This window comes from Nitrosomonas eutropha (assembly GCF_900116685.1).
GTDB lineage: Bacteria > Pseudomonadota > Gammaproteobacteria > Burkholderiales > Nitrosomonadaceae > Nitrosomonas > Nitrosomonas eutropha_A.
The window spans coordinates 219,351-244,549 of the sequence record NZ_FPBL01000001.1; the positions used below are offsets into that span (position 1 = coordinate 219,351).

17 protein-coding genes, 1 other RNA gene and 1 pseudogene are annotated in these 25,199 nt (G+C 50.4%); 8 read left to right on the forward strand and 11 right to left on the reverse strand.

The genetic code is table 11. The features are described from left to right. The first annotated feature begins 140 nt into the window (after positions 1-140). The 3 genes from BM331_RS01095 to BM331_RS01105 all read left to right on the forward strand — a co-directional run bounded on the left by BM331_RS01095 (position 141) and on the right by BM331_RS01105 (position 1,767). Positions 141-494, forward strand: coding sequence for a hypothetical protein (locus tag BM331_RS01095; protein ID WP_074926174.1), 354 nt, complete (start codon positions 141-143; stop codon positions 492-494). Positions 495-610: 116 nt separating this feature from the next. Beyond that, entirely contained in the window at positions 611-1,384 is a 774-nt protein-coding gene (locus BM331_RS01100; RefSeq protein ID WP_074926177.1) for a complement resistance protein TraT, read from the forward strand. 56 nt (positions 1,385-1,440) lie between these two features. Further along, the gene (locus BM331_RS01105) at positions 1,441-1,767 is read left to right on the forward strand and encodes a Spy/CpxP family protein refolding chaperone (protein ID WP_074926180.1); all 327 of its coding nucleotides are present in this window, start codon (positions 1,441-1,443) and stop codon (positions 1,765-1,767) included. Between the two features lie 150 nt (positions 1,768-1,917). Here the strand turns inward: BM331_RS01105 and BM331_RS01110 are convergent, their stop codons facing one another. Continuing rightward, on the reverse strand, positions 1,918-2,565 hold the full coding sequence (locus tag BM331_RS01110; protein WP_074926182.1) for an epoxyqueuosine reductase QueH: 648 nt from the start codon (positions 2,563-2,565) through the stop codon (positions 1,918-1,920). A 168-nt stretch (positions 2,566-2,733) separates the two neighbouring features. On the opposite strand from BM331_RS01110, the gene BM331_RS01115 reads away from it, so the two are divergent. The 4 genes from BM331_RS01115 to BM331_RS01130 are packed head-to-tail and all read left to right on the forward strand — an operon-like array spanning position 2,734 to position 5,682. Beyond that, a complete protein-coding gene (locus BM331_RS01115) occupies positions 2,734-4,017 on the forward strand; it encodes an AAA family ATPase (protein ID WP_074926184.1) in 1,284 nt (427 codons plus the stop codon). A 3-nt stretch (positions 4,018-4,020) separates the two neighbouring features. Next, the gene (locus tag BM331_RS01120) at positions 4,021-4,551 is read left to right on the forward strand and encodes a hypothetical protein (protein ID WP_074926186.1); all 531 of its coding nucleotides are present in this window, start codon (positions 4,021-4,023) and stop codon (positions 4,549-4,551) included. Between the two features lie 2 nt (positions 4,552-4,553). After that, on the forward strand, positions 4,554-5,258 hold the full coding sequence (locus BM331_RS01125; RefSeq protein ID WP_074926189.1) for an RNA ligase family protein: 705 nt from the start codon (positions 4,554-4,556) through the stop codon (positions 5,256-5,258). Between the two features lie 49 nt (positions 5,259-5,307). Next, positions 5,308-5,682: a YidH family protein gene (locus BM331_RS01130; protein WP_074926191.1), complete on the forward strand. Its 375-nt coding sequence runs from the start codon at positions 5,308-5,310 to the stop codon at positions 5,680-5,682. Between the two features lie 46 nt (positions 5,683-5,728). Here BM331_RS01130 and BM331_RS01135 read toward each other — a convergent pair whose 3' ends face one another. From BM331_RS01135 to ssrS, 5 genes are all read right to left on the reverse strand, one after another. Further along, complete coding sequence (locus BM331_RS01135) at positions 5,729-7,186, reverse strand: catalase (RefSeq protein ID WP_074926194.1); 1,458 nt, start codon at positions 7,184-7,186, stop codon at positions 5,729-5,731. Between the two features lie 27 nt (positions 7,187-7,213). Continuing rightward, positions 7,214-8,560: a DUF3422 family protein gene (locus tag BM331_RS01140; RefSeq protein WP_074926196.1), complete on the reverse strand. Its 1,347-nt coding sequence runs from the start codon at positions 8,558-8,560 to the stop codon at positions 7,214-7,216. Between the two features lie 33 nt (positions 8,561-8,593). Beyond that, positions 8,594-9,394 (reverse strand): sulfite exporter TauE/SafE family protein, encoded by an 801-nt coding sequence (locus BM331_RS01145; RefSeq protein WP_074926199.1) that lies wholly within the window; start codon positions 9,392-9,394, stop codon positions 8,594-8,596. A gap of 77 nt (positions 9,395-9,471) precedes the next feature. Then, positions 9,472-9,927, reverse strand: a complete 456-nt coding sequence (locus tag BM331_RS01150) for an EVE domain-containing protein (protein ID WP_074926201.1) — start codon at positions 9,925-9,927, stop codon at positions 9,472-9,474. A 45-nt stretch (positions 9,928-9,972) separates the two neighbouring features. Next, positions 9,973-10,152, reverse strand: a non-coding RNA gene (gene ssrS / locus BM331_RS01155) — 6S RNA. 505 nt (positions 10,153-10,657) lie between these two features. Between ssrS and BM331_RS12330 the strand changes: the two are divergent. After that, positions 10,658-11,338, forward strand: a pseudogene (locus tag BM331_RS12330) (IS5 family transposase); the annotation flags it as partial. 63 nt (positions 11,339-11,401) lie between these two features. On the opposite strand, the gene BM331_RS01175 reads toward BM331_RS12330, so the two are convergent. The 5 genes from BM331_RS01175 to ilvA all read right to left on the reverse strand — a co-directional run bounded on the left by BM331_RS01175 (position 11,402) and on the right by ilvA (position 25,166). Next, the gene (locus BM331_RS01175) at positions 11,402-13,060 is read right to left on the reverse strand and encodes a type I restriction-modification system subunit M (RefSeq protein ID WP_074926205.1); all 1,659 of its coding nucleotides are present in this window, start codon (positions 13,058-13,060) and stop codon (positions 11,402-11,404) included. 15 nt (positions 13,061-13,075) lie between these two features. Further along, positions 13,076-15,874, reverse strand: a complete 2,799-nt coding sequence (locus tag BM331_RS01180) for a type I restriction endonuclease subunit R (RefSeq protein WP_074926208.1) — start codon at positions 15,872-15,874, stop codon at positions 13,076-13,078. Positions 15,875-16,057: 183 nt separating this feature from the next. Then, positions 16,058-21,184: an Hpt domain-containing protein gene (locus BM331_RS01185; RefSeq protein WP_074926210.1), complete on the reverse strand. Its 5,127-nt coding sequence runs from the start codon at positions 21,182-21,184 to the stop codon at positions 16,058-16,060. Positions 21,185-21,260: 76 nt separating this feature from the next. Next, positions 21,261-23,294: a methyl-accepting chemotaxis protein gene (locus BM331_RS01190; protein ID WP_256214759.1), complete on the reverse strand. Its 2,034-nt coding sequence runs from the start codon at positions 23,292-23,294 to the stop codon at positions 21,261-21,263. Positions 23,295-23,654: 360 nt separating this feature from the next. Beyond that, positions 23,655-25,166, reverse strand: coding sequence for a threonine ammonia-lyase, biosynthetic (gene ilvA / locus BM331_RS01195; RefSeq protein WP_074926214.1), 1,512 nt, complete (start codon positions 25,164-25,166; stop codon positions 23,655-23,657). Positions 25,167-25,199 lie beyond the last annotated feature (33 nt).

Sequence of the window (25,199 nt, forward strand, 5' to 3'; positions counted from 1 at the left end):
AAAAAATCACTGATCAAGCAACAACAATTGCATAATTCGTACTTAAAAATCCATATTCGATATTCCGGAAAGCCAGAATCGTTTAAGAACCTGAAACAAGTTCCGTTTTAAGGACAACTTTATCGTAAGGAGATAGCAGAATGGGCACAAGACAATCAAATTTTGCTGTTTACGTGGGATTGCTGTTTCTTTTGACCAGCAGTACTACGGGATGGGCGCAAGATATCAGTGAAATTCAACGACAATTCAATGCTGAAATTCTCAATAAGCCATTTAGTGTCCCCAGCGATGCAGAACTGACCTCCGCATTGAAAGAGGCCACACAAAAGGGTAAATCCAGCATCGCGCCCAGTCATGCACCAGCTTGCGTCGGACCTGGTTGTACGACAGGTGGAAATTATGGTTATGGAAGCTATTTTGGCGGATACGCCCGCCCCTATTATGGCGGCTATTACGGCCTTAATCGCTACCTTCCCTTTTATTACGGCTGGTAAATTGTTTAATTGCAAAGTATATGCAAGTGGCAATCACATATCTCAACCATATATAAAAACAGTTTATTTGTTTGCTCTTTAATCTTTCACACAAATACTAAATACTAGGAGATGAAATGGGTTATTCCATCAGCAAACCGGCCTGGACTCTGGCCGGAATCATGGCTCTTTCTTTGACATTGGGCGGTTGTGCTGCGGTTCATACATCCATTGCAAAAAAGGATCTGGATGTGCAAACCAAGATGAGCGACACTATTTTTCTGGATCCGATCGAGCCAGGACAAAAAGTTGTCTACTTGAACATTCGCAATACTTCTGACAAAACCAATTTCGATATTGCTCCATCTGTTATCAATTCATTACAAAGCAAAGGTTACCGTATTACAGAAAACCCGAAAGCGGCGCATTACTGGCTGCAAGTCAACGTGCTGAGCGTTGAGAAAGCCAGCCCGACTGCGGCTGAAGCCGCACTGAAAGCCGGCTACGGCGGGCTGGGTGGTGCGGCACTGGGTGCAGCAGCAGGTGCGGCAACTGGCGCAGCTATTAGTGGCTGGGGTGGTGCCGGGATTGGTGGGCTCGCCGGGGCTGCGGCATTTGGCCTGGTGGATACCATCGCCGGGGCTGCAGTAAAAGACGTTACCTTTATGGCCATCACCGATGTTGAGATCGCTGAGCGCGCTGAAGATGGCGTCATCGTGCGCGAAGATCGTCAGCAGGATCTAAAACAGGGGGTTGGGGGTTCCAAAAGACAGACTTCTTCCAAAGTCAGCGAAATGAACAAATATCGCACCCGCGTCGTCAGCATCGCTAATAAAGCTAATCTTGAATATGAAGAAGCTGCGCCTGAGTTAACGAATGGTCTGGCACGCACTATTTCCGGATTATTCTGACATTCTGCCTGTCGCCCGGCACAGCATCCGGGTGGCAACTTATCAAGGAGATTCACATGACCATAAACACCACGATCATCACGCTGGCTTTAGTGGCTTTGTTGTCATCCACGACCATATTGGCAGCACAGCCCGCTGACAGTCATTCAATGGTCAATCGCATGGCAAAAGAGCTGGGGCTCAGTGACACACAGCGCTCTCAGGTTGAAACTATTCTCAACAATGAGAAAAAGAAAGTTGAAGCGGTGTTCAAGGAGGAAAAAATGAAATTACAGGTAATTCAGGAAGAAACCCATACCAGCTTGCAAGCGGTGCTCACGCCTGAGCAAATGCAGAAACTGGATAAAAGAATGCGCCAGAAAAGCAGCTCTGGCAAAAAATAGACTTTAAGGGGCTCTGATCAAGTTCTGCCATGATCGGAGATCCCTTAATCACCACACAGCCCACACCCAGGCTACAAAACAAAAACCACATATCGGCCATGTATTATTGGATTGTCCCGCATCTGCCAGCGGCTATCTGGTAATGCGGATTTACTCGGTAACATCCCCGTAATACTTCTCTCCAATCCGAATCCGTTCCCTGCCGTTTTTTTCTCGCCAATTATTGGTATCGCGCAGTGAATAAGCACAGCCACAGTATTCCTGCATGTAAAATTTCTCCCGTTTACTGATTTCCAGCATGCGTGCGGAACCCCCTTGCTTGCGCCAGTTATAGGTCCAGTAGGTAACCCCGGGGTACTGCGCGGCGGCCCTTACGCCGCTGTCGTTAATCTGTTCCATATTCTTCCAGCGCGAAATACCCAGTGAACTGGAAATAACATCAAATCCGTTTTCATAGGCATACAGTGCTGTGCGTACAAACCGCATGTCAAAACACATAGTGCAGCGGACGCCCCGCTCCGGCTCCATTTCCATGCCTTTTGCCCGCTTGAACCACTCATCCCGGTCATAATCAGCATCGATAAACGGGATGCTATGTTCTTCCGCAAAACGGATATTCTCATCCTTGCGTAAATCGTATTCTTTGCGTGGATGGATGTTTGGATTGTAAAAAAAGATAGAGAAATCAATCCCAGAAGCCATGATTGCCTCCATTACCTCGCCTGAACAAGGTGCACAGCAGGAATGCAGCAGCAATTTTTTACCGTTTTCCGGCAGTTCCAGTTTTCCACGTTCCATTTTTCAATCCACCTGTACGCTGTTATTCAATTGCTGCATTATAGACTTGGCTGATACTTTACTGAATCACTCGGCAGTTTTAGAAACTTTAAAAACAGCAGCCATAAGCAGGCTGTGCAGGATCCGATAAAATCAACATAATATGACGACAGGAAATAAATTCAATCTATGTTTACTTCTTTAAGGTTAATCAATTTCAAAGCCTGGGAAGACACCGGGACGATCGCACTAAAACCGGTGACTGTACTACTGGGCACCAATTCATCCGGAAAATCTTCGCTGATTCAAAGTCTGCTGCTATTGAAGCAAACGATACAATCCCCGGATCGCTCGGTTCACCTCAACCTGGGAGGTGATGAAACCAGCGATTTGTTTAACTTTGGCAGCTTCGATGATGTATTGAAACGTGGCACGCAATCTCCACGCGAATTTTCAATTACATTTGCTTTTGAGACACATGAACAGTCGCGGGTAAACGAGGGGCGATTTTCCTGCAGCTATCGGCAAACTGCAGCAGGCGCCGCCGCCATTCAAGAGCTGGCACTCTCCACCGGTGCGCACCGTTTTCGTGCAGTACGGAGGGAAAAAGAAAACTATGCCATTTTTATTGCAGATGAAACCCGAGCATGCGCTAAAGACAGGAATTTCGCCCCTGAACGCTCTATTGCACTTCCTGCCGAGGCGATCGCCACACTGGGCAGCAATGGCGCTATTGCTGAAGATCTGAGCCTTGTCATCCGGCGTGAGCTGGAAAATATTTGTTATCTGGGTCCACTACGGCGTAAACCAGAACGCGATTACGTCTGGAACAAAACAACGCCCGGCCAAATTGAAAGTGACGGCCATCGCACTATCGATGTCCTGCTGTCCGGCACACTGAGCAAGGATGGCAAACACAATGAAATTCTGGATGGGATTTCTTACTGGCTGGCCCGAATGAAAGTAGCAGAAAAACTGGCCATCAAACAGCTAGGTCGTTCTTCCCGTTACGAAATTGTAGTGCATAAGGATGGCATTGCCGCTAATCTGCGCGATGTCGGCATTGGTATCCCACTGATCCTCCCTGTGCTGACCGCAGGCTATTTTGCGCCTTCAGGCAGCACCGTGATCCTGGAAGAACCTGAAATCCATCTGCACCCATTGGCACAATCCGTACTGGCAGAATTCTTTGTAGCGCTGAGCCGGTCACGCCATATTCAATTTATCGTGGAAACACACTCGGAACATCTGTTTCGCCGAATGCAAACGCTGATTGCACGGAAAGAAACATCAGCAGAACAGATTGCCATGTTGTTTGTGGAAAGAGTGGCAGATAACGCAATATTACGAAAATTGAAAGTTGATGAATTTGGCCGGGTAAATAACTGGCCACAACACTTCTTTGGCGATGCACTGGGCGAAACACGCGAACAGGCCCGATTAATGCTTGCCCGCCAGCAGGAGCAAAATTAATCAATGAAGCAGCGTTATGTGGTTGATACCAATATATTGATCCTTGCCAGTGTGGTGAATCCTGTTATGCCGAAAGATATCGATACGACACCGGAAGATCCCGCACTGCGGTTCCGGGTATGGCAATGGCTGGTTGAATTTGAAAACAGCCCGGCGAGACTGGTGCTGGATTCAGCCGGAAAGATCAAGGAGGAATATGACAACAAGCTCGGATTCAACGATTACGGGATTCAGGTTGTCATCCATAAATGGAGCACACTGGCCGTGGATAATGTGGATATTCAATATGATGCTGACGGCCATGCCATATTGCAACCACCACTGGACTCAGTGGTACACGACCTGGCTGATCGAAAAATGGTCGCCGCCGCACTGGAAGCCATGAAGCACTATGGAGAAAGCGCTATCGCCTTCGCCGGTGATACCGACTGGCATGACTGGGAACATGCGTTGATACGTGCTGGTCTGTCACTGGAACCCATTATTGAAGACTGGTCTCGCGCCAAACACACGGAAAAGGCAAACAGGAGATAACCATGACCGAATTCTTCCGTTTCCCTAATACCCCTCACCTGCTCTGGCTGGGGAAAGGCCAACCAAGGGATGACAAACTATTATCCGATTCCGAAGTTGCCATGCTGCTACAGGATGAGGTGCTGATTGAGGAAAAATTGGATGGCGCCAATCTGGGTATTTCTCTGGATGAGCGTGGCAAACTGCGCGCGCAGAACCGTGGTCAGTATCTGCCACAACCTTTCGCTGGCCAGTTTTCTCGTCTGAACAGCTGGCTTGGTCAGCATGGAGAAGTCCTTAAACAAACTCTGACACCGGAACTGATCCTGTTTGGGGAATGGTGTGCAGCCCGGCATTCACTCGATTACAACAAGCTACCGGACTGGTTCCTGCTGTTTGATGTTTATGATCGAGAAGCAGGCAAATTCTGGAGCGTTGAACGACGTAATCAGTTGGCCCGGCAATTAAATTTCACCACGGTACCACTGCTAAAAAGTGCGAGGGTAACGCAAGATCAGCTGATTCAATTGCTGGAGAATGCAGAAAGCCGCTACCGCAGCGGTAAGGTTGAAGGTATTGTTATCCGCTGTGATTCGCCGCTCTGGTGCAAAAACCGGGCCAAGCTGGTTAATCGGGAATTTGTCCAGGCAATCGAAGATCACTGGCGCAGCCGGGCAATTGAATGGAATCTAGTGAATGCCAGATCAGCAAAATATACTACATCATGAACAGCCATGTGATAACTGGTAACAGAATCAGGCTGCCGGGGAGAAAATCATGTCAAATCTGAAAGATCCGAGAGTATTATTTGCTGCCGAGCGCACCCTGCTTGCCTGGAACCGTACCAGCCTGTCACTAATTGCATTTGGTTTCGTGGTGGAGCGTGCAGGCAAGCTTACACTTGCCATTTCACCGGGAATTATCAGCCCCGGCCAGTTGGTAGGCATGTTATGGCTGGGTCTGGCCTTTATTGTTCTAGGCGCAATTACCTCTGCCCATTCTGCTCGCCAGTATGCAGTTGTCCTTCGAACACTTACACCGGATGAATTCCCACCGGGCTATACAGCGAAATGGGGGCTTCTGGTCAATCTGGCAGTCGCCCTACTCGGGCTGATACTGGCATTGGCGCTCTGGCTGTGGCGTTTATATTGAACAGCACGAGTATCCTCACGGTACCAATCGCAGATCTATTGTAGATCTACCCCACTTCACCCATCGGAATTTCCAACGCTCTGGCAACGCCTTCAGCATAAGCTCTATCCGCATTCAGGCAATGGATAATATGCCGGAGCTGGCTTTCACGGGAGGCTTCACCGATAGCACGCGCAGTGTTATCGAACAGTATCTGCTGTTGCGCGGGACTCATGAGCCGGAACAGATTGCCCGGCTGGGTATAATAATCTTCATCCTCATGATGATTCCAGTGAGCGGCTGCACCTTCCAGTGCCAGAGGAGGTTCTGTATACCCGGGCTGTTGCTGCCATTCCTGATAACTGTTCGGCTCATATCCCAGCGTACTGCCGTAATTACCATCAGTGCGCATAGCGCCGTCACGATGATAGTTATGAAAAGGACAACGCGGCGCATTGACCGGAATCTGATAATGATTGACGCCCAAGCGATAGCGCTGCGCATCGCCATAAGAAAACAGTCGTCCCTGTAACATTTTATCTGGTGAAAAGCCGATTCCCGGTACGACATTCGCCGGATTGAACGCCGCTTGTTCGACTTCGGCAAAATAATTTTCCGGATTACGATTTAACTCCATCACACCCACTTCGATCAACGGATAATCCTTGTGCGGCCAGATCTTGGTCAGATCAAACGGGTTGCAGGAAAGACCAGCCGCATCACTTTCCGGCATGATTTGCACAAATAATGTCCAGCGTGGAAATTCGCCACGTTCAATGCTTTCATACAGATCACGCTGATGGCTTTCCCGATCCTTGCCGATCAGTGTTTCCGCCTCGGCATCCGTCAGATTTTTGATGCCCTGCTGTGTTCTGAAATGAAACTTCACCCAGTATCGTTCCCGCCGAGCATTGAAGAAGCTGAAAGTATGGCTGCCAAAACCATGCATATGCCGATATGTCGCAGGAATACCGCGATCACTCATCACAATGGTAATCTGGTGCAGCGCTTCCGGTAGTAATGTCCAAAAATCCCAGTTATTACGCGCACTGCGCAGATTGGTACGGGGATCCCGTTTCACCGCATGGTTGAGATCCGGAAACTTTAGCGGATCACGCAGAAAGAATACCGGCGTATTGTTCCCCACCAAGTCCCAATTACCTTCTTCGGTATAAAATTTGATGGCAAAACCGCGAATATCCCGCTCTGCATCAGCAGCGCCACGCTCCCCCGCCACCGTGGAAAAGCGGACAAACAATTCAGTTTTCTTACCAATTTGTGAAAAGATTTTTGCCTGTGTGTAACAGGTAATATCGTGTGTCACGGTGAAGGTGCCGTAAGCACCGGAGCCCTTGGCGTGCATCCGGCGCTCGGGAATTACCTCACGATCAAAATGTGCAAGTTTTTCCAGAAACCAGATATCCTGCAGCAACATCGGGCCACGTGGTCCGGCAGTCATGACATTCTGATTATCCGGCACTGGTGCACCGGCACTGGTCGTCAATTTCCTTTTGCTATCATCCATTTGTTCTCTCCTTCCGGAAGTTTTACATCAAGCACCTTTTTTTCCGCTACTGGAAGCAGATCTTGAGGCAGATTTACTCACTATCCGACGAAATCTCCGGATAGCAAGAAACACGATTGTCAAAACAATTGGAATCGCAATACCAGTCATCAGTTCTATATCGATATCTAACCCTGCTGCTTTAGCGGCCCGCAGACCATATCCCGTGATGCCCAGCAGATAATAGCTCAACACAACCACTGACAACCCCTCCACGGTTTCCTGCAAACGCAGTTGCAGATGCGCCCGGGCGTCCATCGATTTGAGCAGGTCACGAATCTGCGATTCCATCGAAATATCCACCCGCGTACGCAGCATGGAAGTGGCCCGCTCCACCCGTAATGACAGCGTATCAAGTTTGGATCGCACCAGATCAAAGGTGCTCATGGCTGAAGTAACCCGCTGCTTCCTGAATTCATACAGCATTTGCAGGCCTTCAATGCGCTCCTCACGCAACTCGGTAATTCGTTGCTGCATGATGATGTGATAAGTATGTGATGCGCTAAAACGGTGGCTGGATTGAGCTGATATCTTTTCGATCTCTGTGGCCAGAGCGGTCAATTTCACCAGCAACTGCTGTTCATCTTCAATCGAGTTGGGTGTATTGTTGGCCGTCATCAATCCTATCAGCTGATCTCCGTATTGCTCCAGCTGAGGAATAATTTCGCGCGTCATAGACAATGGCAAAATGGTAAGCATGCGATAAGTCTCAATCTCCAGCAGCCGCTGTACCAGCCTGCCAACCTGGCGACTGCGCAAATTATCATCATGCACCAGAAAACGAGTAAACCCGTCCGGATGGATCTGGTTATCGCTCCAGACACTGGCACTGCCCGCAGAAACTTTAGAGCCGATGACGGTATTGGACGAAAACAGAGTGGCCAGCTCACTCATGCTACGACCGGGGCACCTGCGATCTTCCAACACAATATGCGTTGCAACCAGCAATTCTCCAGGTAATTTCGCCAGCCATCCCTGTGGAACATACGCAATAGCTGGTTGGGCAAAAGGTTCATCAAATGAACCCTCTCTGTAGAACGTATAGGTAGAGTATTCTGTATGCCGCTCCCAGCGCAGATGAAAATCACCCAGCTCAACGCTCAATTGATCAAAAGCACCATTGAGAATCCTGATGTTGAAATGTTTACACAACTCAATAACCAATCCGCGTTCCCTACTTACCCACTGTCGATCTGAGAGTAAAACCAGGTGAGAAAGCTGTAACGGAATATTGACCAACTCATATACATCCGCATTCAGTTCATCATGCAACATCTTCCGCTCAAAATATTCAGGGATATCCAATAGCCAGCTTTTTATCAAAGTGTCAGTCATAGTCTGAAAAATTTTCTGATGATTAAAAATCCGTTAATTCCAGAAATCCAGTAAAAGTTTAATGCCCAGCAAATAAAGCAGCCCTGCAAAAACTTTCCTAAGTAATGCCGCAGGAAGAATATGTGCTGTTCTGGCTCCCAGCGGTGCAGTTACCATACTCGCCAACGCCACCATAATTAGCGCGGGCAGATAAATATATCCTAATGAATAATCCGGCAGTGGCTGTTTTTGTAACAAACCATTGGCAGCGTAACCTGCTGCACTAGCCAACGCTACCGGAAACCCGACTGCAGCAGCCGTTCCAATAGCATGATGTAACCTCGTCTGACAAGTCACAAGAAAAGGTACTGTCAGCATCCCTCCCCCAATAGACACCAGGCCGGATATTGCACCGATTACACTGCCTGCTGCAAACATGCCGATTTTTCCCGGCAATGCATAACTCGAGCCCGGTTTGAGGTTAAACCACATCTGTGTAGCAGCAAAACTGATAAAGAAAACAAGGACAACACTCAATATCTGGTTTGAAAGCTGGCTGGCCACAGTCGAGCCAGTCAGTGCGCCAACGATAATTCCAGGAGAAATATAGCGCACAACCCACCAGTTCACTGCACCACGGGCATGATGGGCGCGCAAACTGGAAATTGAGGTCAGGGTAATAATTGCTGTTGTCGTTCCCAGCGCCATGTGCAAAACACGGTCATCCGGGAAATCCAAAGCTATGAAAATAGAAGCTAGCACCGGCACCATCACTAAGCCACCGCCAATACCCAGCAACCCGGCAAGAAAACCGACTATCCCTCCTGTCAGCAGGTAAACCGGCCATGCTTCCATGCCAGGGATGCCTCGTCGGTGATTTTAAGCAAGCTTGAAAATGTCGGGAACAGGCAAATATATGGCAGCATCACTGCTTACAGCTTTGCCTCGATGAACTTCCATTCCGCCGGATCAACAGGGGTAATGGACAGCCGATTGCCCTTTTGCAGGATGCGCATTCCTGCCAGTTCAGGGTAGCTTCTTAACTCTTTAAGGGAAAGCAGCCGGGTTTTTCTGACAAACCGGATTTCAACATTGAACCAGCGTGGATTTTCGCGTGTAGCTTTCGGATCGAAATACTTACTGACGGGATCGAACTGTGTTTCATCAGGGTAGGCAAGCTGGGAAACTTTCACGATACCGGCAATCCCCGGCTCGGGGCAGCTCGAATGATAGAAAAGAACCAGATCACCAACCTGCATCTGGTTACGCATGAAATTACGTGCCTGATAATTGCGTACGCCATCCCAAGCAACGGTTTGTTCCGGCCTTGCAGCCAGTCCATCGATACTCATTTCCGATGGTTCGGATTTCATCAGCCAGAAACGCATGCTTTTACAGGTAAAACTTGAAGAGAATCAAAACTTCTGACTAAGAGGATCCCCGCGAGTGCCGTCAGGCTGCTATCTTGAACCACAGGTTCAAGAGTGGCCGCCCGCCGGCCGCATCAGGCGCGCTCTGTAAACAGGGTGCGCACAACAGCGACCATTGGCTGGCAGCCAGATACAAAGAATTGGTTCAAAGAACGCAAACCTTAACAAACACCGCAGGGAATAAACTTGTTGCGACTGCTCCGGTATAAACAAATCATTTTATTTTGTTTTCAGGATTCGTCCAGCCCGTAAAGCATATCATCCAATTAAACTTCAATAATTTAATTTTACGCTTAAATCCCGGCATGTCAAAATCATGCTTTTTCTACCTTATCTGCGGCTAGCTGTAAAAAACATGAATTGGAAATTATCAGATCAGTGATGATCAGACTTGACAAGGCCAATTTCCCTAAGCCAATGCACCGCCAAATCATTTACATCGAGATTATTATGCCGGGGTTGCATCTTGTTCTGGTTGCTCCAGCATACGTACTCCACATCCCGGTCAGGTTTGCCAAAGATTTTATATACAATAGGCATGATTGGGACGTGATCACCATACCAGCACAAACTGGCCGGGCGCTCGCATTGTTCTAAGAACCTGTTTGCAATCTGTTTCTCACCCCTGATAATAGATGGATGAAGAGACCAAAATACGCCAGCGACATCAGCCGAGAGATAGAGCCATTACTGCGCGGTGTTGTATCTGCTGCGCACTGGCTGTCAATGGAGATACCTGCCCGACAAGTTTCCCAGGTGGCAAAGCGTATATGCCTATTGGCGTAAATGGAGCGAGCCCGACTAGGATGGCGTCAGCCTGTTGGGGCGGGCGTTAAAAAAATCAGGTTGGCGCGGCCCGAGAGAAGTTGGGGCGCAACGCTTGCAGCACGTTCCTGATCGTGGACGCGCAGAGCGTGAAGAACACGGACACGGCGGGCCAGAAGGGCTATGACGCAGGCAAGAAAGTATCGGGCATCAAGCGTCTATCGCGGTCGATACCCAGGGTTTGCCGCATGCGGTTGCAGTAACCACGGCAGAAGTGACTGATCGCAAAGGAGCGCTGCAGGCTCTCAAGCGCTGCAAACCGAGCTTGAAACAAATCCAAAGTCTGCTGTGTAATAGCGGCTACGTCGGTCAGCCTTTTGTCCAGAGCGTCAAGGACATCCTGGGCGAGCACATGACAGTGCAGATTGCCAAGCGTAGTGAATTGCACACGTTCAAGGTTATCCCCAAACGCTGGATCGTCGAGCGCAGCTTTGCCTGGCTGGAGAAGAATCGACGGCTGTGGAAGAACTGTGAGCGCAAACTTAACACCAGCTTGCAGTTCATTCATCTGGCCTTCATGGCCGTTCTACTCAAAAGACTTTGAACAGGCTCTTAGGCGCAGGCTTCCCACCAATGATCCGAAAGAGTTGCTTTATCTGAGCCACTCTCATCCCACCATCCCCTTCAAATCCAGCAGCTCGCGCACGATGCCGCTTTGAATCTTGGCCAGCTCAGCTTCATCCACATCACCCACCTCAGCCTGAATCAGCCTATCGAGAATCACGCCTGGCGCGTCGTACTGAACTTCTTCGAATACGTCTTCCTTGTATCGCGACAGGGAGAGGTCGTAGTTCTCGGCCTCAATATCGGCTCGCGGCACCATGAAGCACTTGGCGGTACGGTCGGTGTCGGTGGTGGCATCGCGGACATGGTATTTGGCAATGATGTCTTGCAGATCGCCGAAACCTTCCTGCTTGGTTCGCTTGTCGTCCAGCGAGTAGCCATCGGCGGCCATCTCGTAGAACCAGACGTGCTTGGTAGCGGGCTTGGTGATTTTGTCTTTCGCACCCCAGACCTTGGTGAACAACAAAATGGCGGTACTGACGCCGGCATAGGGTTTGAACACGCCGCTGGGCAGGGTGATGACGGCTTTAAGATCGCAGCGTTCCACCAGGGTTTGGCGCAAATCCTTGAACGCCTTGCCCGAGCCGAACAGCACGCCCTGCGGCACGATCACGCAGGCGGTGCCGCCCTTTTTCAGCAGGCGATAGATGTTCTCGACAAACAGCAGCTCGGTCTTGGTGGTGGCCAGTTGCAAGGCTTCGTTGATGTCGCCCTTGTCGATGCTGCCGGTAAAGGGCGGGTTGGCGAGCACGATGTCGTATTTGGCTTCCTCAAGGTAGCTCTTACTGAGGGTGTCCTGATAGTCGATGTGCGGCTCGTCGATGCCGTGCATCATCAAATTCATCAGGCCCAGGCGCACCATGGTGGCGTCAATGTCGTAGCCGTACAGGCTTTCTTGCAGGACGAATTGACGCTTTTCATCGAACGTTGCAGCGACCGAGGTGCGCACAAAGCCGTCTTCATCGGGCGCAAGGTCTTTGGTACCGGCTTTGATAGCTAACTGGGTGACGATGTACTGGTAGGCACCCAGCAAAAAGCCACCGGTGCCGCAGGCCGGATCGGCAATGCGGTGGCCCAATTGCGGCTGCACCAGATCGGCCATCAGCTTGATGATGTGGCGCGGGGTGCGGAACTGGCCATTCTTGCCTGCGGTGGCAATTTCCGAGAGCAGGAATTCGTATACGTCGCCCTGGATATCCTGGAAGGCCTGGCCTTTTTCCTGTGAATCCTTCTCCATCACTGCAAAGATATCGTCGATGGTCTTCACTGCCTCTACCAGCAGGGCTGGTTTGGGGATGATGAACACGGCGTTTTTCATGTGGTGGGTGAAATTGGATTCGGCACCGTTCAGATATTTCAAGAAAGGGAATACCTTGCTCTGAACATGCTGCAGCATCTCCTCGGCCTGCATGCGCTTGAACTCGCTCCAGCGCAGCGTGCGTTTGTCGATGGGACGCTGTTCCGCCACAGGCCAGTTGCGCTCCTCGGGTGGAATCCAGGTGCCGTCAAACTTGGAGGTGTATTTCTCGCCGATCCACTCGGCATCGGCCTGTCTCTTCTGATCCAGTTCGTCCAGCCGTTTCATGAACAGCAGATAGGTAATTTGCTCGATGGCGGTGAGCGGGTTGCTGATGCCACCGCTCCAGAATTTGTTCCAGAGCTGGTCGATCTTGCTTTTGAGTTCGGGATTGTTTTGTAGCATGGGATGCCCTGTTTCTTAGGCAACCAACCGTTCGGTCAGCTGCAGGATTTCGTTGATTTCCGCCGAGCTGAACACGCCACGGATACCTTGCGGGTGGATGACCGTGAAGGGGGCGTTGATCAGGTCTTTCTTCTCTACCTTTTCTTGCTCAATGATGAAATTCTTCAACAGATTGAGGAATTCCATCTGGCGGCTGGACAAGGTGGTGTGGGCACGAATGAACTGGTCGAACGCAGCGCTGACTTCGTCAGGGAAGCTCTGCAGGACTTCGATGCCGAGGATGTGCCGGATGAACTGGATAAAGCGCGCCTTGTGGTTCTTGTAGACCTGGCGCAGCAGATCTTCGGTAATGTGCGGGTGTTCTTCGTGCAGCAATTCGGCCAGTTCGTTGGCTTCTTCATTGCTCACCGTTTCGCCGTTTTTGATTTTCTGCAGCACCTGGTTGTGCTCGGTGAGTTCGGCAATCAAGGCTTCGACCATTTCGCGGTAGCGAGTGATGCTGACGGCTTCGTGTTGCGGGCCGAATTCCACCCATTCCTTCTTGTGCAGTTCATCGGCCAGGTCGAGGTAGGTTTGCTCCTGACCGGTGGATTGCTCGCGGAATTTCATCAAGGGGCCGAGCTTGGTGACCATGGCATCGAAGGCGTCTTCGTCGGCCTTAGCCCAGTAGCGGCTGGTTTGCGCGGCGCGGATCAGGGCCTCTTCCTGCTCCACGAAGCTGACCGAGAGCGGCAGTTCGCTGAGCTGCTTAACGATGCCTTCCTTGAGGGTTTCGGCCTGTTCCTTGTCTTCAATCAGTACGGCCAGCGAATATTCGAGCAGGTCGCGCTCAAAGCGCATGGCCTTGAAGTCGGCCTCGGAAACGGTGCGGAACAGCGGCTTGATTTCGGCGCGCAGGAATTCCAGTCGGTCGTGGCTGAGGCTGATCCAGAAGTTGTCATCATCCAGCCGTGCGAGAGCGGCGGCGGCTTCCTTGATCACGACCGACTCTTTGGGCAGCGCGGCAATCTGCATGCGGAGCTTGGCGATTTCACGACTGGCAATGTCGGCATGGCCGCTGTCGCTGGCCTTCTCGATCTTGTCGAGGCGCAGGCCCACCAGCCGCACCGGGAGCGGCAACTGCGGTTTAAGCTCCTTGCCCTTGGGGTTGAGCTTGAAGTATTCGAAGTTGTCCCAGCAGTCGAGGATCAGGAACACATCCTTCTCAAGGCACCAGGGCTTGGGCTTGCTGGTTTCCAGCAGGCGGGTGCCGCGCCCGACCATCTGCCAGAACTTGGTGTAGGAATAGACGGGCTTGGCAAACACGAGGTTGACGATCTCACGCACGTCGATGCCGGTGTCGAGCATGTCCACGCTGATGGCAATGCGCGGCATGTCGTTGTTGGTGAACTGATCGAGCAGGCCGCCCTTGCCGTAGACGCGCGGGTCGTCCGACACCAGCACCTTGGCCAGTTCGCCGTGGTATTGCGGGTAGAGCTTGTCGAAGATGTCTTCCATGCGCCGGGCATGGGCCTTGGTGGCGCAGAAGAAGATGGTCTTGCCGGGTAGCACGCCGTTGGCGTCTTTGATGGCTTCTTCCATGAATTCACGGACGATCAGGGTGTTGGTGCCCTTGTTGATCACCTGCTTTTCGAGCTGGGTACCCTCGAAGTTGATGTCTTCAACCTCCTTGCCTTGCAGGATCAGCTTTTTCTGGTCTTCCAGCGAAATGGTGCGTTTGCTGATTCCCTCCATCTGGAATTTGGTCTGAATCTTCATGACCTGAAAATTGCAGAGGTAGGGCGGCACGTTGTTCACGGCCTCTTCATAGGTGTAGGCAAAGGTGGGGATGCCGTCTTCGCAATGGAAAAGCTGGAAAGTGTTGTGGTCGATAATGTCCGTCGGTGTGGCCGTCAGCCCCAGCGTGATGGCCTTGAAGTAGTCCAGCACTTCGCCGAAGGTGTTGTAGATGGAGCGATGGCTCTCATCAACGACGATGAAATCGAAGAAGTGCGGCGACAGGTACTGCGCATCATCTCGAATGATGTTGAGCATCGTCGGGTAGGTGGCGACATATACGCGACGATCCGTAGCAATCAGCTTTTCACCCACATTGGGCCAGCGCGGCTCGTTGGGTAGGTGCTCCTTGAAGGCCGCCAGCGCCTGCTCGCGCAGCGCAATGCGGTCCACAAGGAACAGCACCTTTTCAGCGTGGCCTGCGCGCATCAAGGCATCGACCATGGCGATGCAGGTGCGGGTCTTGCCGGTGCCGGTGGCCATCACCAGCAGGAAATCACGCTTTTTCTGTTCGATGCCTTCGAGCACCGAGCGAATGGCGCGGATTTGGTAGTCCCGGCCGGCAATCGAGGTATTGATGAACTCTTGCGTCAGCGGCTTGCGATTGCGGCGGATGTAGGCAAAGCGCTCCAGATCATCGCGGGTTGGAAAGCCGACCACCTTGCGCGGCGGCGCGTTTTCCAGATCCCAGAAATAGAGTTCGTGGCCGTTGGTATAGAAGCAGAATGGCAACTCGCTGCCCAGTTGCTTCTGGATGTTGTAGCAGTACTGCTTTGCCTGCTCGCGGCCAATAGCGGCATCGCGGCTGGACTTTTTGGCCTCGATCACCGCCAGCGGTTTGCGATTTTTGCCGAGCAAAACATAATCACTGAACTGGTGCCCTTCATAGGGCATGCGTGGTTCGGCTACACCATCGGGCAAGGCGATGAGGATGTCGAATTCCTCGATCACCTGGGTGGGGTCTTTGACGTTCCAGCCAGCCTGCGCAAGTTGATGGTCGATGAGCTCCGACCGGGTTTGTGCCTCGGATTGGGTCATGAGCTACCGCCCTTCAGTATCCAGCCGTTTACTCTGCACGGCTTAGCCTACTTAGGGCAAATCTCGCCGTCGATACGCTGGTAGGTGTCACTATCGTGGATTTAATGTGGCGCTTCAACCCGGTATTACAGTCTCTTCGGCCGGCTGGCAAGAGTTCTCCTTCACGCCTTGAAACCCGAGACATCATTCTTTAATCAGGCGTTCGATATGATGCAATAGCTCATCTTCCTGGTAAGGTTTGCCCATGAATTCATTTACGCCGAGTTCCTCTGCTACTTTTCGGTGCTTCTCTGCTGTACGGGAGGAGATGATGATGATTGGAATATTTTGTAACTCCGGGTTATTACGAACAGTACGGATCAATTCAAAGCCATCCATGTGTGGCATTTCGATATCAACCAGCATGATGGCGGGTACAGTCTCGCGCAGCAGTTGGAGCGCCCCCACGCCATCCTTGGCAATCAGGATTTCATAGCCCTGGCGTTCCAGTAGCCGGCTGGTGACTTTACGTACCGTTAGCGAATCATCCACAATCATGACCACCGGTGCGGTGGCAGAAGGATGAATAGCTGCAGCATCGACTGGTGCCATTGGTCCTGCAGACAGCAATTCCCGCACCTGCTCGCGCTGCAGTAGCTTGATCGGATTAATGATCAATACGATGCTGCCATCTCCTGTGATCGTTGCTCCTTCAATGCCGGGCGCATTGGACAGTTGCGGGCCGATATTCTTGATGACCACTTCACATTGCCCAATTAGGGTATCGGTATGAATAGCCAGGCGCTCATGCCCTGCTTGCAATAACACAATACGATTACTGCGCCTGATTTTAGGAAAAGTATGCGACACCCCCAGCAGATGTGGCAGATAACCCAGTGGAAAGTGATCGCCGTTCCATATCAGGTGATGTTCCTGATAAGCCGTCCCGAGTGTTTCCGCATTCATTTCCAATACATGCGCTACGGTCGCTGTCGGGATGGCATAGGTGCTATCCCCAGCCTTGACCATTAACGCTTGTGTTACAGCCAATGTCACCGGAAAACGCAAGGTGAATGTGGTTCCCCGGTTTTTCTCGGACGTGACTGTGATGTTCCCGCCCAATTCGCCCAGCTCGTTCCTGACAATATCCAGCCCTACCCCGCGCCCGGCGATATCCGTCACGCCATCCAGTGTGGAAAAGCCATGCGTAAAAATCAGCGGATACCACTGCTCATCGTCCTGCTCATTTTCCGGGCTGCTCAACCCAAGCTGGCGCGCTTTCTCACGAATGCGCTCTGCATCCAACCCCATCCCGTCATCTTGCAGCACCATGACAATTTCGTTGCCATCCCGGTGTAGATTAAGTGTGATCTGGCCCGCTTCCGCCTTGCTGATACCCAGGCGTTCTTCCGGAGTTTCTATGCCATGTACCAGCGCATTGCGCAGTAGATGTTCCAGGGGAGAGCTGATTTTATCCAACACACCCCGATCAAACTCAATGCTATCTCCCTGAATAATCAGATTAGCCTGCTTGCCGGTATCTTTGGTCGCCTGCCTGACAGCACGATAAAGGCGCTCGGAATAATGGCTGAAAGGAATGGTACGAATACGCAGCAGATCCTGCTGTAACTGTCGATTCAGATGTGCCTGCTGATCCACCGTCATTGCAGCGGCACGCTGTATTTCACGCAAACTTTTATGAATGGTGACTACATCATCCATGCTTTCCGCCATCAGCCTAGTCAACTCCTGAAAGCGAGTAAAGCGATCCAGTTCCAGCGGATCAAAATCTGTCTGCTCAGTTACGGAAGGTAGCGAGCTGGCTGGCATTTGGGTTTCAGCCAGCAATTCAACTTCACGCAACTGGCCGCGCATGCGATCCACGCTTTCACCCAGATCCTGCAAATACTGTTCCAGATCATATAGCTGTGCCTCAACCCGGGAACGAATGATACTCGACTCACCTGATTCATTAATCAGGCGATCTATCAATTCTGCATCGACACGCAGCGTAGTTTTGTGGAAAGGTTGATCAGCATCCACTGCGGATACAGGAAGGGCAGGAACAGTTTCCACTGTGGGAGGAAGCAGTTCCGAATGCACCTCTGCTGCTTCAGTTACCGGGGCAGGCTGCAATTCAGGCTGTAAAGAGAATTGCAACTGCTCAACCTTATCCGAAATGGTATCGAACTGTGTTTCCAGCTGATCAAGCAATGCGGCGGAGGCCGTCTGATCGTACAGAGATTCAATATCACTTTCCATCTGATGCGCCAGATCACTCACTTGCTGCGCACCAGCAATCCGGGCACTGCCCTTCAGGGTATGCAAGGCGCGCAATACTGCCTTGCGTGCATTCATCTGATCGGGTTGTTTACGCCATATCCGCAGATTTGTGCCAATCTCGGATTGCAGTTCTTGTGCTTCTTCAAGGAATACTTCCAGCAATTCCCGATCCAAGTCAGCAAATGCATCTTTCACCTGCTGAAGTGATGAAGCCGGCAACGAAATTACAGCCTCCGACACTGAAGCAGATGAATCTTCCTCCAGTGCTTCGTCCACTGCCGATTCAAATGGCGCTATTTGCTCTGTTTCGGTTGCTTGTACAGCAGGAGCTTCTTCCAGAAGGCGCATCAATTCATGTGTGATTTCTGTGCTGGCCTGCACAGTTTCTGCCGAAGGGAATTGATGTTCCCGAATTGTGGCCAACATGTCATCCAGCAAGTTGACCGCGGTTGCCATATGCGATAACGCTTGCTGTCCGGGCATGCTTGAAGTCGTCAGCAGCTGGTTAAACCAACACTCCAGCGCTTGTCCAATCTGTGCGATGAAACCCAATTCCAGTGCGCGCGATGTACTGGCAAGCGTATGCGCTGCCAGCATGGATTCATGGGTAACCGATAAAATGGCATCATCCCTGGGCAGACCAAGTGCCTGCTTGAGAGTAGCAACATGAGTACTGGCTTCATTGATGAAAATTCTAAAGAGATCCGCCGGTACCTCGTTATTACCAATTCTTATTGCCGTTTCTGTCCCGGTTTCCGCGTTAGGCAATACATCAGCGATTGTCGGCAGTTGTTCAATCTCCAGAGCCTGTTCGAACCTCTCAGGTGCAAGTGGTGCAGCAGCAATATCCAGCTGTTCGTCCGTGCCATACATCAGCGCTCTGATCTGATCAAGCAGGTGTTCAGCTCTGATCTCTACCGCACCATCCTTTCTCAGGTTGGCGCACCAGTTACTAAACTGCCTGTGACTTTCTGCCAGCAAATCCAGAAGCGTACTGGTTGCCGTTTTTTGCTCACTCAGCCAGCGATTCATGAGCTGCTCAATGCGCCATGCCACTTCACTCAGCGCTTCCAGCTTTACCATGCGACCACTACCTTTGAGCGTATGGAAATCACGCCGGATGGTTGTCAGTGCATCCTGATTCGCGTGATTGGCATAACATGACTCTAAATGATCAGCGATGCTTGCCAGTACATCACTGGATTCATCGAGAAAGACTGCCAACAACTCGGGATCAATCAGCTGCTCCGGGCTACTTTCAAATAAATGATCAGTAGTCGCAGCGGATTCAATAGGAGTTTCCGGAATATCCATTGATAAAACCTGTTCGACAGGCTTCTGGTCCAGCTGCTGAATTGTCGCTGCTAGAATTTCCTCAGCATTCGATTGGGAATTCCTGAGTGCTTCAATATAAAAACCAAGACTACTTAGCGCATCGGCCAGCAACATCTGCTCGGCCTGATCTATCGAGCAATCAGATACTGTCAGTTTCTCCGTAAGAATCCGACATGAATCCAGCACTGTACTGGCTTGATCAAGCTCAAGTACATGTAACACACCGCTGATCTGGTTGAATAATTCAGGTAAAAGCGGCAGATCGTTGCGTATTTCCGGTTCAAAAAAGAAACGATCCAGGATATCTTCAACCTGCGCCAGATTGGTGAGCACTTCTTGCGCCACCTGTTTGAACAGTTTTTTCTCCTGGGCGAGATGACCTGCCTGATCCGGATTGGGCAAATCAGGCAAATCGATATCCCCTCCCTTGCCAGTTGTAACTGCACGGATACGGGTGGCAAGTGCATCAACCTGTGACGGAAATTCCGGCGACAAACGATGAAAATTATCGATAGCATTTTCCGCCAGTAGCAGGGATGAGGCGATATCCAGTGCAATCCCTTCATTCATGCTTTGTGGACGGATTCGCAAATAGGATAAGGCACCATGAATGACGCCTGCCAGTTTCTCTAGCGGTAGGCAATTTGCTTGAGAGGCCGATGCTTTGAATCGTTCAACCAGGGATTGCAGGGATGAAAGATTGTCCTGATCTTCTGTATTGAACTTGCGCCACTGATCATTAATGTCTTCCAGCAAAACACGCATGCTCTGCAGATCCGAGGCGGTTGCCTCTTCATTCATGATGGATTCGTCAAGATGCTCTTGATTGTCAATCGTGGACAAGGGAACTTGCCAGTCATAGACACGGCTGATTTCCTGGAGGCGTTCACTCACTGGCTGGCTGCGTGCGATCCGGTAAAGCAGCTCTCTTGTTAACCGAGCAGCGACAACGTGTGATTCCTTGTTTAGATGCCGGATTTCCTGCTCGATCTTCCCGCACAATCTGCGCACCGACTTGTCAACGGCCTGCTCCTGATGAAGCAGGCTATCCAGGAACCCGGAAGAGAGCCACCAAAATTTCCGCTGTTCAATAGAAGCCGGCAGTTTCTCGATTGATCGTACCGCTTCAATCATTTTCTGCAGACTCTGCTTGTCATCAGCATCTTTCAGCCAGCTTAGCAATCCCGACTGGAATTGCGCACGCGCCTGTTTGGCCGTCTCTTGCCGGGAAGCATCATCCAGATCCAGCTCTACTGATTGTAGAGGTAACGATTCACGTATATCCGGGAAAAATAGATCGCTTTCAGAGATTTCTTCCAGCCCCTGTACTTGCATAATCTTGCGGTAGATCGGAAAAAGCCTGACCGGATTATCTGCCTCACCATCTATCAGTGCGTCCAGATAACGGTAAATGGAGCGGATCGCCTGCCGGGCAACAACCAAAGTCTGCGCCTCCGGTTCAATCCGCCGTTCCTGTAAAGCTGTCAGCAGCTCTTCCACACTGATCCCGACAAATGCCACCCCGCTCAGCTCCAGCATCTCAAGCATGCCATTCAGTTGATGCATGTAATACCGGCATTCTTCAATCTGCCTGGTGTCATCCGTATCCGTGGCATAAGCATCAAAATGGCGGTGGATCAGGGTGAAAATCTGCTCGATGGCTTCTCTGATCCCCATAACGGATGAGATATTTATCCTGGTGTCAGTATTCATGATGCGGCCCTGTTAATTCCGAAATTGATAATGAATGGCTTTATTTTGCTGCAGGTGACAGCTCTGTACAGAGCTGTCACACCTTGAAATTGGTAACTGATGACTTCAAGTCTGTCACGTGCGCTGCGATCTGCCTGATGGAGTCGGCATTCTGCTGAGTGCTTTGAGTGGTTTGCCGGGTGATGGATAAGATATCTTCCATACTTTTGACCACCTTGTTAGAAACACGGGTTTGTGTGCGCGTAGCTTCGGTAATCCTGATGACCAGTTGCGCCAGGCGTTTAGAGATTATTTCGATTTCTTCCAGGGCGCTTCCTGTAGTATTAGCACGCCTCGTTCCTCCAACCACACTCGCTGTGCTGCGCTCCATTGCAATGATAGTGTCTTGCGCATCTCCCCTGATGTTACGGATGAGCGTACTGATCTGCCGAGTCGCTTCGGTGGAGTGCTCAGCCAGACGCTGTATTTCCTGAGCGATAACAGAAAATCCCTTGCCAGCTTCACCTGCCGTTGTTGCCTGAATGGAGGCATTTAATGCCAGGATATTGGTCTGCTCGGTGATATCTGAAATCAAGGTAACAATTTCACCAATTTCTTGTGAACTCTCCCCCAAACGCTTGATACGTTTGGAAGTTTCCTGGATATAGACTCGGATTTCATTCATGCCGGCCATGGCATCCTGTACAGCATTGGCACCGTTTTCTGCCGCGTGCAGGGTTTGTTTGGCAACATCGGCACATTCTTCCGCCGAATCGGACACTGCTTCCAGTGATTCGGCAACTCCCAGGACAGCAACTGTTGCATCCTCAATTTTATGTGCCTGTTCTTGTGTCGCGGCCAGTAAATCTGATGAAATTTGTTCTGCCTGATGAGAGGCATCAATCACTTGGGAGCTGGCGTGATTTACCTTTTTAACCAGCTCCTGCAATGCCTCAATCGTCAAGTTGATTGAATCGGCAATGGTGCCGGTAATATTTTCGGTGACGGACATGCGAGCAGTCAGATCTCCTCCTGCCGGTATCTCCATTTCATCGAGCAGGCGCAGTATTGCCTTCTGCGTGGTTTCAACATCTTGTTCACCCTGATGGATTCGTTTGCGCAAACTGGTAGAAAACATCTGGATGAATACCAGACCACTTAAAATGGTTAACATTACAGCCAGGTAAAACAGCACCGTAATGGATGTACCTTCGCTACTATTGTGCTCGATGATTGCCTGTTCGATCTGGCCCACCAGTGTTGACAATCTGTCACTGGCCGAAAATGTCTCATGCATTGCATGCCAGGCCCCGGTCGCCTCCGGTGTCAATTTCTGAGCAACACGCAACAGATCTTCGAGCGCGTTAAACTGGATACGAATCTCGGACAATGTTTCGGAGGGAAGTTGATTACCCAGAACGGTTGAATACAACCAATCCCGGCCTTTTATTAAAGTCTGGATCATTCCGGTTATCTGTTCAGAATCTCCTGGTAATTGATCTGTTGTGCCAGATACCTGAAACCCACCCTGTATCACAGAGCTGACACTGCCGGTAATAAACTGAACAAGAATTTTTACAGTTTCAACCGCGACTGCCTGGCTGGATGCGTGCCCTGTCTGCGCCAGCTCGGCTGAGAAATCCTGTAGTTTCTTTTGTAAGCCATTATTGACCAGATCCACCCGTTTTAAAATTTCTGCCAGATTAATCAATACTTCCCGGCTTTCCAGAATTTGGCGAGCCTGATTTTCCTTTGTACGTAACGTATTCTGAAAGGATTTAAACAAATCTGCGGAAAGCAGCTCTGCTACGGCGGGAATGGTTTCTCGCTGATACTCTCCCCCGTATTGCAACAAGGTTGAATAATGATTCAGTTGATCGAGGTTATTGCGCAATTGAACAAATGCCTGCTCATTCCCACGCAACGCTTCCCGGGAAATAATGACCAGATGCTGGATGCTGGTATGAATACGCCCGATGACTTCAAGTGAAGCGGTATGGTTGCGCGCTTGCTGAGTATCAACACGCAACATAATCAAAGCAATCAATAGAAACAGAACGGATAGCGCTCCTGGGAGCCACGATCGGCGAAATATCTGTAGATATCTGGTTACGGGAAGCAGTACAGTCATATCGTTGGGGTTGTTGCAACCTGTCATATGCCGGTAATAAACCTTACTCTGGTAGAACTTCTGTCAAAACCGCCCTTATTGGTATTTCAGCACATTCTGAAAGCCAATATTATGATGACATAATTCCAGTGCAATAGGATAGTCGCTGTCTTCCAGGTACAAAAATCAGAAGAAATTTATAAAAACCTTCTTTATCAGCGCTTTGAACCAGAGTTTTTTAGAGATTAAAGTTGTGAAGTACCTCAATGATTACGGATGAGCACCAATACCTGTCACGAAGCGGTATTAGTCCAATGACATTTAAAGATGCTATCGCCATGAATGGGAAGTTCGTAATCAAGGGGAGATGCAGGCAGAAAATCAGGCAAGGAAAAACTGATAGGCAGGATTATTGCTTTCATCATCAAATTCATAACCCAGATCGTCCAGGAAATGCATAAATGCATCTTTTTCCTGTGGGAGCACTTGTATCCCAATCAGGACACGGCCGAAATCAGCACCATGATTACGATAATGAAACAAACTGATATTCCAGCGATCGCTCATTTTGTTCAGAAAATTCATGAGTGCCCCTGGACGATCTGGAAATTCAAATCGATACAGAACTTCATGGCTGACTTCCCTGGAATGCCCACCCACCATGTGGCGGATATGCAGCTTCGCCATCTCGTTGTCAGTCATATCTTCCGCACGCAAATTATTCGCTTGCAGAATCTGGATCAGATTCAATGCTTCTTCGCGATTACGGACTGATATACCCACAAAGACATGTGCTTTTTGAGGATCCGCATAGCGGTAATTAAATTCCGTGATGTTGCGAGCGCCCACCAGGTTACAAAACTGTTTGAAGCTGCCAGGTTTTTCAGGAATCGTCACCGCCAGGATTGCTTCACGCTGTTCACCCAGCTCAGCCCGTTCAGAAACGTGGCGCAGTCGGTCAAAATTCATGTTTGCCCCTGATGCGATTGCAATCAGGGTTTCATGCAGCAAGTTATTTTGTTTCGCGTATACCTTTAGCCCGGCCACCGAAAGCGCACCGGAAGGTTCTACAATCGAGCGCGTATCCTCAAATATGTCCTTGATCGCAGCGCAAATGGCATCCGAGTCCACTAGCAGAATGTCATCCACCAGCTTACGGCATAGTCGGAAAGTTTCCTTTCCCACCTGACGCACAGCCACACCATCCGCAAATAAACCTACTTGCGGGAGCTCAACACAATAACCTGCCTGCAGAGAGCGATACATGGCATTTGAATCCGTTGGCTCAACTCCGATTATCCGGATATCCGGGCGAAGTCGTTTCACATACGCAGCAATACCGGAAATTAACCCCCCCCCACCAATCGGGACAAAAATCGCATGAATTTTCCCGGGATGCTGACGCAAAATTTCCATGGCAATCGTACCTTGCCCGGCGATCACATCCGGATCATCGTAAGGATGAATGAATTCAACCCCTTTTTCCCTGGCAAGATTCAGCGCATATTCGTAGGCATCATTATAGGAATCCCCCTGCAGCAGTACTGCAGCACCCATTGCCATTACTGCATTGATCTTGATCTGCGGCGTGGTGGTTGGCATAACGATTGTGGCGGAGCAACCCAGCTTTTGCGCTGCCAGTGCTACACCTTGCGCATGATTTCCCGCTGAGGCAGCGACCACACCTTGCTGCAATACACCAGAATGCAATCTGGCCATCTTGTTATAAGCACCACGCAGCTTGAAGGAAAAAACCTGCTGCATATCCTCTCTTTTAAGCAATACACGGTTATGAATACGGGCAGATAATGATGGCGCCGGATCTAGGCGTGTTTCAACCGCAACGTCATAGACATGTGCGGTCAATATCCTTTCAAGATAATCGTTAATCATGATGGCAAGGTTTTAGAGGTATCACAGTAGTTG

Excerpts from the sequence above, each read along its gene's own strand:
- BM331_RS01095 (WP_074926174.1), top strand. The coding sequence starts at position 141 with ATGGGCACAAGACAATCAAATTTTGCTGTTTACGTGGGATTGCTGTTT.
- BM331_RS01100 (WP_074926177.1), top strand. The coding sequence starts at position 611 with ATGGGTTATTCCATCAGCAAACCGGCCTGGACTCTGGCCGGAATCATG.
- BM331_RS01105 (WP_074926180.1), top strand. The coding sequence starts at position 1,441 with ATGACCATAAACACCACGATCATCACGCTGGCTTTAGTGGCTTTGTTG.
- BM331_RS01110 (WP_074926182.1), bottom strand. The coding sequence starts at position 2,565 with ATGGAACGTGGAAAACTGGAACTGCCGGAAAACGGTAAAAAATTGCTG.
- BM331_RS01115 (WP_074926184.1), top strand. The coding sequence starts at position 2,734 with ATGTTTACTTCTTTAAGGTTAATCAATTTCAAAGCCTGGGAAGACACC.
- BM331_RS01120 (WP_074926186.1), top strand. The coding sequence starts at position 4,021 with ATGAAGCAGCGTTATGTGGTTGATACCAATATATTGATCCTTGCCAGT.
- BM331_RS01125 (WP_074926189.1), top strand. The coding sequence starts at position 4,554 with ATGACCGAATTCTTCCGTTTCCCTAATACCCCTCACCTGCTCTGGCTG.
- BM331_RS01130 (WP_074926191.1), top strand. The coding sequence starts at position 5,308 with ATGTCAAATCTGAAAGATCCGAGAGTATTATTTGCTGCCGAGCGCACC.
- BM331_RS01135 (WP_074926194.1), bottom strand. The coding sequence starts at position 7,186 with ATGGATGATAGCAAAAGGAAATTGACGACCAGTGCCGGTGCACCAGTG.
- BM331_RS01140 (WP_074926196.1), bottom strand. The coding sequence starts at position 8,560 with ATGACTGACACTTTGATAAAAAGCTGGCTATTGGATATCCCTGAATAT.
- BM331_RS01145 (WP_074926199.1), bottom strand. The coding sequence starts at position 9,394 with ATGGAAGCATGGCCGGTTTACCTGCTGACAGGAGGGATAGTCGGTTTT.
- BM331_RS01150 (WP_074926201.1), bottom strand. The coding sequence starts at position 9,927 with ATGCGTTTCTGGCTGATGAAATCCGAACCATCGGAAATGAGTATCGAT.
- BM331_RS01175 (WP_074926205.1), bottom strand. The coding sequence starts at position 13,060 with ATGCTACAAAACAATCCCGAACTCAAAAGCAAGATCGACCAGCTCTGG.
- BM331_RS01180 (WP_074926208.1), bottom strand. The coding sequence starts at position 15,874 with ATGACCCAATCCGAGGCACAAACCCGGTCGGAGCTCATCGACCATCAA.
- BM331_RS01185 (WP_074926210.1), bottom strand. The coding sequence starts at position 21,184 with ATGAATACTGACACCAGGATAAATATCTCATCCGTTATGGGGATCAGA.
- BM331_RS01190 (WP_256214759.1), bottom strand. The coding sequence starts at position 23,294 with ATGACTGTACTGCTTCCCGTAACCAGATATCTACAGATATTTCGCCGA.
- ilvA (WP_074926214.1), bottom strand. The coding sequence starts at position 25,166 with ATGATTAACGATTATCTTGAAAGGATATTGACCGCACATGTCTATGAC.